This is a genomic window from Algibacter miyuki, assembly GCF_030409805.1.
GTDB classification, from domain to species: domain Bacteria; phylum Bacteroidota; class Bacteroidia; order Flavobacteriales; family Flavobacteriaceae; genus Algibacter; species Algibacter miyuki.
Window position 1 is genome coordinate 287,852 of record NZ_JAUFQP010000001.1, and the last position, 12,358, is coordinate 300,209.

General features: G+C 34.0%; 6 protein-coding genes. All 6 read left to right on the forward strand.

What is annotated here, in order from left to right:
* Nucleotides 1–19 precede the first annotated feature (19 nt).
* The 6 genes from QWY92_RS00835 to QWY92_RS00860 all read left to right on the forward strand — a co-directional run bounded on the left by QWY92_RS00835 (nt 20) and on the right by QWY92_RS00860 (nt 12,250).
* Nucleotides 20–3,535, forward strand: coding sequence for a glycosyl hydrolase (locus tag QWY92_RS00835; RefSeq protein WP_290267876.1), 3,516 nt, complete (start codon nt 20–22; stop codon nt 3,533–3,535).
* A gap of 11 nt (nt 3,536–3,546) precedes the next feature.
* The gene (locus QWY92_RS00840; protein WP_290267877.1) at nt 3,547–5,070 is read left to right on the forward strand and encodes a sulfatase; all 1,524 of its coding nucleotides are present in this window, start codon (nt 3,547–3,549) and stop codon (nt 5,068–5,070) included.
* A 76-nt stretch (nt 5,071–5,146) separates the two neighbouring features.
* Complete coding sequence (locus QWY92_RS00845) at nt 5,147–6,538, forward strand: BNR repeat-containing protein (protein ID WP_290267878.1); 1,392 nt, start codon at nt 5,147–5,149, stop codon at nt 6,536–6,538.
* 310 nt (nt 6,539–6,848) lie between these two features.
* Entirely contained in the window at nt 6,849–9,314 is a 2,466-nt protein-coding gene (locus QWY92_RS00850; protein WP_290267879.1) for an endo-acting ulvan lysase-like protein, read from the forward strand.
* A 219-nt stretch (nt 9,315–9,533) separates the two neighbouring features.
* Nucleotides 9,534–10,904: a 3-keto-disaccharide hydrolase gene (locus tag QWY92_RS00855; RefSeq protein ID WP_290267880.1), complete on the forward strand. Its 1,371-nt coding sequence runs from the start codon at nt 9,534–9,536 to the stop codon at nt 10,902–10,904.
* A 5-nt stretch (nt 10,905–10,909) separates the two neighbouring features.
* On the forward strand, nt 10,910–12,250 hold the full coding sequence (locus QWY92_RS00860; RefSeq protein ID WP_290267881.1) for a Gfo/Idh/MocA family protein: 1,341 nt from the start codon (nt 10,910–10,912) through the stop codon (nt 12,248–12,250).
* Nucleotides 12,251–12,358: the final 108 nt, after the last annotated feature.

The window sequence follows — 12,358 nt, forward strand, 5'->3', positions numbered from 1 at the left end:
ATTAATTTAAAGATTAAAAATGAAAAAGGTTTTATTGCTAGTATGGATTGTTGTTTTATCTGTTAACCCAATGTTTGGGCAAAGTTTGTATAAACAAGATAGTACATTCGACAAAAATAGCATACTTGAAACAGGGTTTCAATCCCCACCAAATGAAGCCAAAGCAAGAACGTGGTGGCATTGGATTAGCGGAAACGTATCTAAATCTGGAATTACAAAAGATTTAGAAGCGATGAAAGAAGTTGGTATTCAAGAAGCACAATTGTTTAATGTTAAATTAGAATTTCCAGATGGACCTGTAAAATATTTAAGTGAAGAGTGGTTAGATTTATTTCATTTTTCTGCAAAAGAAGCTAAAAGATTAGGATTAGAACTTACGTTTCATAACAGTGCAGGTTGGTCATCTTCAGGTGGTCCGTGGATTACACCAGAATATGCTATGCAAATAACCGTATTTACGGAAGTTACGGTACAAGGTGGAAAATTATTTAAAGATCAATTACCACAACCTAAAACCAAATTAAATTATTACAAAGATATTGCAGTATTGGCATTTCCTAAACCTCAAACAGATATAAAAATAGATGGTTTAGATTATAAAAATTTAACAGATCGTATTCGAAATCATTTGTTACCAGATACAAAAGCGATTACTGCTTCTGCCGTTATTAATAAAAATGACATTATTGATTTAACTTCAAAAATTACTAAAGACGGATTTATTGAATGGAACGTCCCAAAAGGAGAATGGATTATTTTAAGATTAGGACACACGCCAACAGGTAAAAGTAACCACCCAGCACCAGATGGAGGCCGTGGTTTAGAAGTTGATAAAATGAGTAAAAAAGCAGTTGATGTCTATTGGGATGGCGGCATACAACCTATTATTAATAAATTGGGAGATTTAATAGGAACAACTGTTAATAATTGTTTGATAGATAGTTATGAAGTAGGGACTACCAATTGGACTGCCGGATTTGATACTGAATTTAAAAAATTAAGAGGTTATAGTTTAACAAGCTATTTACCAACTTTAGCGGGTTATTACGTAGAAAGTGGTGAAGTGTCAGAACGTTTTTTATGGGATTTTAGAAGAACGATAGGAGATTTAATGTCAAAAAATTATTATGCTCATTTTGGAGAATTATGTCATGAAAACGGCATGAAATTTTCTGTAGAACCATACTGGGGACCTTTTGATAATATGCAAGTTGGTGCAACTGGAGATATAGTAATGTGTGAGTTTTGGAGTGGTGGATATCCGTTTTTCGATTCTCCTAAATTCGTTTCTTCGATAGCACATTTAAGCGGAAGTTCTATTGTTGGTGCCGAGTCTTTTACAGGAATTGGTGGTTGGGACGAGCATCCTGCTGTTTTAAAATCTATAGGAGACCAAGCTTGGGCACAAGGTATTACGCGTTTTATTTTTCATACGTATGTACACCAACCTTGGGATGTAGCTCCTGGTTTAGCGTTAAGTTATCATGGTACAGATTTTAACCGATTAAATACATGGTGGAGTCAAGGAAAAGCCTTTATGGATTATATTGCTAGGTCTCAATTTTTACTTCAACAAGGTCAAAATGTAGCAGATGTTTTGGTTTTTACAGGAGAATCATCTCCTAACACAGCTTTTTTAATGCCAGAAATTAAAGCCATGGGTTTTGATTATGATTTAATTGGAGCCAATAAATTAGCAGGATTAACGGTTAAAAATGGAGATATTTATACATCAGTTGGTAATAAATACAAAGTTTTAGTTTTACCAAATTCTAGTTGGATGAAACCTGAAACACTTTCTAAAATAGAGGCACTTACAGAAGCAGGTGCAAAGGTAATTGGTGAGCGTCCTTATAAATCTCCAAGTCTCGAAAATTACCCAAAAAGTGATGATAAGATTGATAAACTTGCAGAAAACTTATGGAATTCTGGTTTGGTAAAAAAAATAACAATAGAAGAGTTTTTATCAAAAAGTAAAACACCTTCTGATTTTAGAATTGAAGAAGGAGACGCATCAGACATCAGTTTTATCCACAGAAAAACAGAAGATGCAGATATCTATTTTATTGCCAATGCTAAAAAAGAAAGTAGAGAAATTACAGGACGATTTAGAGTAAAAGGAAAGCAACCAGAATTATGGAATTCAGAAAGTGGTGAGGTTAAAAGTCTTGCTGTTTGGGTAGATAATGAAGACGGAACAACAAGCGTGCCTATTCAATTAGGTGTGGAAGCATCTGTTTTTGTTATATTTAGAAAACCAGTTGCAGCATCTGCTCATATTACAAAAATTTCGGAAACACTTAAAAAACCTCAATTAGAACCTTTATCTAATTTGAAAATTATTAAGGCAGAATATGGTTCATTTTTACAAGACGGATTGGTAGATATCACCGATAAGGTAAAGGCAGCTGTAGAGGATAATAAATTAAAACTACAGGCAGGAAGAGGTTTTTGCGATTGTGATCCTGCAATGGGGTATAAAAAGGAATTCCGAATGGAATATAAAATAGGTGAAGAAATCAAGCGAATATACGTAGAAGAAAGAGAGTTTGTAAATATAGATGCTACTGATAAAGGATCTTTAACCATTTTAAAAGCAGTTTTTGGAAAGTTTAAGCCAGAAACTAAAGAGGTACCTAAATATTATAAAACATTTGATATTACAGAGAAAATTAAAGGCATGGTATCCTCTGGAGTTTTAGAAATTCCGATAGAAAAATCTTTAATAGATGGTTATGTTACCGAAGGTAAAAACAAAGTATTGCGTCTTACTTTTTCTACGGATGGGGTAGAGCATGTTGTTTCTGTTCCGGAAGGAAGAGTGCTTAACCTGTCTAAAGATATTTCTAAAACGAAACTGGTTAATACTAATGGAAAAGTAAATTGGGTAACATCTTATCCAGGAGAAATAACATACCAAACTTCTTTGGGTATGAATAAAACGATTAAAGTAAAATCGGTTCCAAAACCAATAGAGTTAGTAGGTGACTGGAATATAGAATTTAAAGAAAATTTAAGTACACCAATTAAAACCGTATTTAATAATTTGGTGTCGTGGTCTAATTCAGATAATAATGCTATTAAATATTATTCAGGAACAGCAACATATCAAAAAAACTTTAATATTTCTAAAAAGATATTTAAAAAAGACACCTCTTTTGAGTTAGATTTAGGAAGTGTTGGTGTAATAGCAGAAGTAATTATAAATGGTAAAAATGCAGGTATATTGTGGAAAGCACCGTTTAGAATTAATATTGATGATTTTGTAAAAGCAGGACAAAATACGCTAGAAGTTAGGGTAACCAACCTGTGGCCAAATCGTTTAATTGGAGACGAAAATTTATCGTTAGATTTTGAAAGAAAAGGAGAAAAAACAAAAAGTTTACCAAATTGGTTGCTAAATAATACACAACGACCGAGTAAGAGAACCACGTTTCCGGCTTGGAAGCATTGGAGTAAGAATGATGCCTTATTTGCTTCAGGGTTATTAGGACCGGTAAAAATTAATGTATTTCAAAAAATTATTTTAGAATAAAATATTTAATTATGAAATCTACACATTTAATATTTTTTATTGTTGCGTTTTTAAGTTTAGCCTGTCATAATAAAAAGTTGGTTAAAAATGAAAAAGTCGATGTCAAACCGAATATACTGTTTATCTCGGTTGACGATTTAAACAATTGGATAACACCTATTGATGGATTTTCAAATGCGAAGACACCTAATTTTGACAGGTTAGCAGCCATGGGAGTTACATTTACAAATGCACATGTTCAGGCACCTTTATGTGGGCCCTCGAGAGCATCTATCATGTCAGGATTGCGTCCTTCTACAACAGGTATTTATGGTATGACACCAGATAATGAAATCCGAAGATCAGGTAATCCTGCTACCAAAGACATTACATTTTTACCAGAATATTTTGAGAATAACGGCTATCATACCATGGGGATTGGTAAACTGTTTCATATTCACGCACCAGATAGTGTTTTTAATGAATCTGGAGGTCGTGTTAAAGGTTTTGGGCCCTATCCAGAAAAACGTTTTCTTTGGGATGGTTATGGAAAAGGTATCAAAGGAACACACGGAAGAACCAGCACAGACTGGGGCGCATTTCCAGAAAACGATACCTTAATGCCAGATCACCAATCTGTAAATTGGGCTATTGAACGCTTACAAAGAGCATACGATAAGCCATTCTTTTTGGGACTCGGGTTTTTACGTGTACATGTGCCGCTTTATGTGCCTCAAAAATGGTTTGATATGCATCCTTTGGAAAGCATACAAACACCAGCATATTTTGCAGATGATTTAAACGATATTCCATCTGTAGGTATGCAGATAAACGATTTACCCATGATGCCTTCCACAGAGTGGGCAATACAAAGTGGCGAATGGAAAAAGATTATACAAGCCTATTTAGCTTGTATGAGTTATGTGGATAATGAATTAGGGCGCGTGCTAGATGCATTGGAAACTAGTAAATATGCAGATAATACTATTATTGTATTATGGTCTGACCATGGGTACCGTTTAGGAGAAAAAGGCACCTTTGCAAAACATGCCTTATGGGAAACCGCAACAAAGGCACCTTTAATGTTTGCAGGACCTAATGTACCAAAAGGCAAGAAAATTGATGCACCAGTTGAGATGTTATCTATTTACCCAACACTTTTGGAATTAAGTGGATTACCAGCTTATGCTAGAAATGAAGGGAATAGTTTAGTTGCTATGATCCAAAATGATGAAGGATTGGAAGAGGCTAGAGCTATTACAACCTTTGGTATGAATAACCATAGCATTAAGGCAGATGGCTATAGATACATTCGTTATGAAGATGGAACTGAAGAGTTTTATGAGCATAGTAGCGACCCTAATGAGTGGAAAAACGAAGCTAGTAATCCTAAGTTTAAACATAAAATTGAGGCATTACAAAAACTATTACCCACTGTAAATTCCAAATGGGATGAAAAATCTAATTATACCTTTCAACCTTATTTTGTAAACCAAAAGATGAGGGTAAATGGAAAAGATACCGAGCCTGTAAAAGTTATTGGAGCAGATAGATAGTTAGGAGGAGTAGGCCAAATTTTGGAGGCCAATGGATAAAAATAAAATAATTAAGTGTAGTTAAAAACTAAAATTTATGTGTAGAATATTGCTAATAATCATGTTTTATATCGTTTCAACTTGTACTGTGTTTTCACAAATAAAGGTGGTTAACGAAAAGATCTCTATTGTTGATAAAAATGCGCTTACCGTTGAAGGTAGATTTTCTAGCGGAATAAACGGGCGCACATTTCAGAAAGACGCGTTGATTTCTCATAAGGGATACCAATATATTGTGAATTATAATAATGAACGTCGCGTTTGTATCAGTAGAAGAAAATTACCTAATGGAAAATGGAAAACGATTACGTTTTTAGATTATCACTTTAAAAGTAACGATTCTCATAATTCTATATCTATGGGTATTTGCCCTAATGATGGAACCATACATTTAGCTTTTGATCATCATGTAGATACCTTACATTACAGAGTTTCTAAAAAAGGATTGGCAAATAATCCAGAAACTATGAGCTGGAATGCTTCCGCTTTTGGTCCCATTATTTCAGAACTAGAAAAAGGAAAGAAAATAAAAATAACTTATCCAAAATTTTGGCAAACTCCAGATGGAAACCTTCAGTTTAATTATCGTGTTCGTGGGTCGGGCGATGGAGATCGTATGTTGGTAGATTATAATGCTAAAACGGGAAAATGGGAAAATACACGCCAGATTGATAATGGAAAAGGTGTCTTTCACGATCAATTAGGAATGAGTGAAACCAGGTGTTCATACCCTAATGGATACGATTATGATAATGAAGGAGTCCTACATGTTACATGGACTTGGAGAGAAAACAGCCAAGGTGCTAATCATGATTTAGTTTATGTTTATAGTGAAGATAACGGATATTCATGGAAAAATAATTTCGGTAAAACCTTAACAGAAATTCCTCACGTAAATTCAGAAGATATTGTGGTGCAGTCTATTCCTCGGGTATTAGGTTTAATGAATGATCAAGGGCAAACCATAGATTCTAAAAACCGATTGCACGTAGTTATGTATCATTGTACAGAAGAAACCATAACCAATGCAGGTAGTTTTTTAGGTGAATTAAGATGGGGGCCAAATGAAGCTAAGCGGTACCACCATTATTGGAGAGATACATCTGGGAATTGGCACAGTTTTGAAATGGACTTAAAAGTTGGCAATCGCCCAAAAGTATTCGCAGATAAGCATAACAATTTAATTATGATTTATGCCGGTAATGCTAAAAACGATTTGATTATAGCTACAGCAACAGCTAAAAAGAAATGGAACGATTGGGCTATTACACATACAGTTAAAGGCCCATTTATTAATGATATGTTGGGGGATTTTTATCGTTGGAAAACGGATGGTGTTTTGTCTATTTTAGTTCAAGATATTCCAAAGCCAAATAAAAAAAATAGCACTTTTAAAGTCGTCGATCTAACTTTTGACTCTAAACCATAAATAAGACCAAATTTTTATCTATTCTGATTATGAAATCATTTCTAACTCTATTATTAATAATGTTGTTAGTTTGAAAGCAAATGAAATAGGTATTAAAGAACAGCTATTAGATTTAAATATAGACTCTTTCTATAACTACATATTTTACCAATGATGTAAATTAAAAGATAATTTAGAGAGATTATGATATATATAACAGTTGGTTTTTAAGGAGTTCTAAAAATATTTCTAGATTAAAATAAGCCAAGCATAATTAATAAAAATTGCTGAGTAGTAAAGTTATAAAAAGATAACCTATTAAATTAAAGACATGTTATATAATTTTAAGAAGTTAAATATAATTTTTATAATCATTTTGGGTTCGCAGCTTGTTAAAGCGCAGTCTGTAAAACACCCCGCTATTTGGGTAACGCAAGATGAAAAACACGATGTTTTAAATCTTATTGAAAAGTATGATTGGGCCAAGAAATTAGAGCAGGATTTACATGTTGTTGTAGATGAAAAAGTAGAAGCGCATCAAAAAAATCCTTCAGCAATATTATCCCATATTCCAGAAATACCAGCCGATAATTCGTTAACCGAATTTGAAGCTGTAACCGTAGAAAATCACGCTGCAGTACTAACAGATGCCTCATATGCAGCTATGTTGTATTTCTTGACGGGTGAAGAAAAATACGCCCAATTTTCGGCAGATATATTATGGCATTACGTGTCTGTTTTATCTGATAGAAATCCTGAAAACACCACTATTTGTGGGAATCATTTTTACGATCCGCGTACATCTTACGCCCAATTTGCACTAGCATACGACTTCATTTATAATTTTTTAAATACACCTACAACCAAGGTTTATAAGGTATCTGAACGTAAGCAGCAAACTTTCGATAGAGACCTGTTTCAAAAGGTACTTTTAAATATGGTTGGCAGTAGCTTACAGGAATATGGCCGCCCGGATACGCATGGTAAATTTATTTCTAATCATCCTATTTTAACCGCTCCAGGAGTGCTTTATGGTATTCTATGTATTGAAGATGATAAAGAAAGAGAGCGTTTGTTTGATGTATTTTGGGAGAAAGGAACTGCACATCAAAATTCTTTTAAAAATACCATTTTACCAATGTTTGGTAAACAAGGTATTTGGCCAGAATCTACCAGTTATAGTTTTATGCCTGCTGTTACTCTAGTTTTAAATATAATAGATCGGGTTTACCCTGAAATGCATGTTACTCAGAATTACAAAAACATTTATAAAGGAAACTTTTTGTTCGATAATTTAAGAATGCCAGATGGTCGGTTTGTGAGATATGGTGATTCTAAAAGAAACCACGATGGTACCGAACAGTTATATAGGTATACACTAAACTTAGCACAACGCCGAGGATATTCAAATTTAGAAAAGCAGGCTAAAATAGCCTTAAGCCAAGCTTATCAGAGACTGGGTGGCTACCAACCAAAAATTTATCCTGCTACTTTTGATAGCACAGGACCTTTAAAATTATTTTGGGGTATACCTATCCCAAAAGATATAGATTCTAAAATAGATTTTAAAAAGCCTACAGTTTTGGTAGAACATGCTGGTATTGCCTTGCAACGAAATTATGTTGAAAAAGATAACGTATTGTATGGCTTATGCGGTATAATAGGAGGTGCTCATTATGTGCATTCTCATGTTACCGGAATAACTATGGAACTTTATGGAGCTGGCTATGTAATGGCGCCAAATGGAGGTTTGCCTCCGTCTGTAAAAGAAAGAAGGATTCCTTTACACGAAAATTATTTTAGACTCTATGCAGGTAATAATACGGTAATTGTTAACGGAACATCGCATGGTAGTCAGCCTGGTTCTTGGAAGGGAAGAGCTTATGTTTGGCAAAATACAGCAGTGAATATTGCATCGGAACCTAAACATTTAGAAGATCCTATTAGTAAGCATTTTAGCTTTGCAACTCAGTTTTTAAGGGATACTATTAACCATAGTGATCAAGAGCGTACATTGAGTATCATTCGTACTAGCGATAAAACGGCTTATTATTTAGATGTGTTTCGTTCTAAATCTTTAGACGAAAACAAGTTTCACGATTATATCTATCATAACATAGGAGATACTATAACACTTGAAAATGATAACGGAAAAGCGTTGAAAACTCAAGCTACATCACGGTATCAAACAGATATTGGAGACCCTGTCCAATCTCCAGGATGGCGTTATTTTAAAAAAACAGAATCAACTAAAGCGATCAAAGATGGAATAAAGGCAAAATTCCAAATAAAAAATGATAACCGATTTATGCATATGTATGTTCCTAATGGAATGGCACGAAATTATACCACAGCTTTGGCTCCTCCAACCCGAGAAGCAGAAAATGGATATGTTGATAAACCGACTCAAGTTTTGGCAATACGGCAACAGGGTGAAGCTTGGAAAAATCCTTTTATCGCCATTTTTGAACCTACTCTAAATGCAATCTCTAGTGTGCAAAAGGTTATGACTTTAAAGGATGGAGATAAGGTAGTAGGGGCTACTATCACTTCAAAAGTTGAAGGTAAAACCATTACTGATCATGTGATTTCTTTGGATAAACCGGAGGCTACATATTATAGTAAGAAATTGGATTTAAAATTTAAAGGCCGATTTGCAGTCGTTAGAGTGGAAACTTTTAAAAGCAAACAAAAGACCAAGCTTTATATAGGAGAAGGAAGTGAACTCTATTTTAACACTTATAAACTGGTCAGTGGAAATTTAAGAAAAGCCACTCAATCTTATGGCGGCTTGTAAAGGAGTAAAATAAATCTAATTTAAATTGGGTTATTGTTGAACTATGAGCTAAGTCAGTTTCTTAAATAATTGATAATTTATGAGTCTATGTTAGATTTTCTCTAACTTACAAAAACGGAATATTTAAAAATTTAGCGTTGTACAGGATAAGGCAGTATAGCATTTATATTTTAAATAAATAAATTAGCAATCACTATAACAATAAAATAAAGAAATAGTATGATTAAAATTTTGAAAGGGGCTGTTATTATATGTACAGCTATTTGTGTTTCAAGTTGTGCTCAGGTTAAAAATAGCGAAGTACCATGGGTATCTTTAGTTAAAGGTAATACTTTGGAAGGGTGGAATATAAAAGGAGGAAATGCTACTTATACCGTAACAGACGGCGTAATTACTGGTACAACTGCAAATAATACTCCAAATACATTTTTATCGACAAATGAATACTATGATGATTTTATTTTGGAAGTTGATTTTAAAGTAAATCAAAGTATGAATTCTGGAATTCAAATAAGAAGTAATAGTTACCCTTATTATCAAAATGGTAGAGTACACGGCTATCAAGTAGAAATTGATCCTTCTAAAAGAGCTTGGAGTGGTGGTATTTATGAAGAAGGTAGACGAAAATGGTTAAACCCAATTGACGACCAAAATTTAGAAGCAAAAAAAGCTTTCAAGAAAAATGAATGGAATCATTATAGAATTGAAGCTATTGGTGATACCATAAAAACTTGGATAAATGGTATGCCTGCCGCATATTTAATTGATGATAAAACAGCTACTGGGTTTATAGGTTTACAGGTGCATAGAATTAACGATGCTCAAAAACCAGGGAAAACTATTTCTTGGAAGAACATAAAAATATTAACCCAAGATCTAAGTAAATACTCTAAAAAATCTACTTTGAAACCAATCGTGACAAAAAATCAGTTAACAATTGATGAAAGTAATAAGGGCTGGAAAATGCTTTGGGATGGTAAAACTACAAATGGATGGCGTGGAGCCAAATTAGATGCTTTTCCAAATAAAGGTTGGGTAATTGAAAATGAAGAACTTATTGTGTTGTCGTCTGGTGGAGCAGAGTCTGCGGCAGGAGGAGATATTGTTACTGAAGAATTATATGGAGATTTTGAACTTAAAGTAGACTTTAAATTAACGGCAGGAGCTAATAGCGGAATTAAATATTATGTAGATACAAATATTAATAAAGGCGAAGGCTCTTCTATAGGCCTAGAATATCAAATTTTAGATGATGCACTTCATCCTGATGCTAAATTAGGAAACCATGAAGGGAGCAGAACAGTTTGTTCGTTATACGATCTAATTCAGGCAAACACTGAGAAACCAATAAATGCAATTGGAGAATGGAATAGTGCCTACATTTTATCTAAAAATAATCATGTAGAACATTGGATAAATGATGTTAAAGTTTTGGAATATGAGCGAGGAAGTGACGAGTTTTTAAAGCTAGTTTCAGAAAGTAAATATGCCAAATGGCCAAACTTCGGCCTATTAGAGAAAGGTCAAATTTTGTTACAAGACCATGGAGATAGAGTTGCATTTAAAAATATAAAAATTAAATCCCTTTAATACTTATGACATCAAGAAGAAACTTTATAAAAAAAACAACTTTAGCAGGTGCAGCTATTACAGTAGGTAGTTCCGCCATGGCTATGTCTGCTAAAAGCTATAACAATATTATAGGTTCAAACGAACGTTTAAACGTTGCAGTAGCAGGTTTAGGTAGAAGATTAGGGGCCTTTACGGAACCTATTGGGCTAAAAGAAAGTAACGTGAAATTACTTTATTTATGCGACGTTATGGAAAGTCAACGTTTAAAAGGTCTAAAAGAATTTAGGAAATATATTAACTACAATCCTGCATTAGAAAATGATATTAGAAAAGTATTGGATGATAAAGATGTTGATATATTAATTAATGCAACTCCAGATCATTGGCATGCACCAGGTTCTATTATGGCCATGAAAGCAGGCAAGCATGTCTATGTTGAAAAACCATGTAGCCATAATATGTACGAAAATGAACAATTGGTAAAAGCGTCAAAGCATTTTAACAAGGTGGTACAAATGGGAAATCAGCAACGTTCTGCAGGTCATACTATAGAAATTATTCAAGAAATTCATAATGGTATTATAGGAAAACCATATAAAGCTGTGGCTTTTTATAATAACAGCCGTGGATCTGTTCCTCATCAAAAAAGTGCGCCTGTACCAAACGGTTTAGATTGGGATTTGTGGCAAGGCCCGGCTCCTAGACGTGATTATACATCAGAGACATGGGATTACAATTGGCATTGGTACGGTTGGGACTATGGTACAGCAGAGGCAGGTAATAATGGAACACACGAATTGGATGTAGCACGTTGGGCACTAGAAGTAGATTTTCCTCAGCATGTATATGTAGAAGCTGAAAAGCGTCATTTTGTTAATGATGGTTGGGAAATGTATGACGATATGGAGGCTACCTTCAAATTTGCGGACAACAAAGTTATTAAATGGGACGGAAAGTCCAGAAATAGTTATGGTACTTACGGCAATGGTAGAGGTACCGTTATTTATGGAACAGAAGGAACTGTTTTTGTAGATAGAGGTAAGTACATTTTATATGATCGTAGAGGAAAAGTTATTAGAGATAGTAAAACAGTCTCAAATGAATCAGGAACAGCTTTAGGTGGTGGTGGTGCAATATCAACAAAACACGTTCAAAATCTTTTTGATACCATCCGTGGTAAAGCTAATTTAACAGCTCCTATTGATGATGCTAGTAAAAGTATGGCGTTAGTGCATTATGCTAATATTGCTTATCGAATTAACAAAGGGTTTGATGTTAATGATAATACAGGTGCCATGTATAATCGTGATGCTATGGCGTTATGGAGTCGTAAATACGAAGCGGGTTGGGATCCTAAATTTTAATATTAGGGATTAATTAATAGACATGAGTTCGAATAGAAAGAAGTTCTATAATTAAAAAGAAATATGTTAAAGGAAACCGTAGTTAAGTAATTAAATTTATTTTTTGGG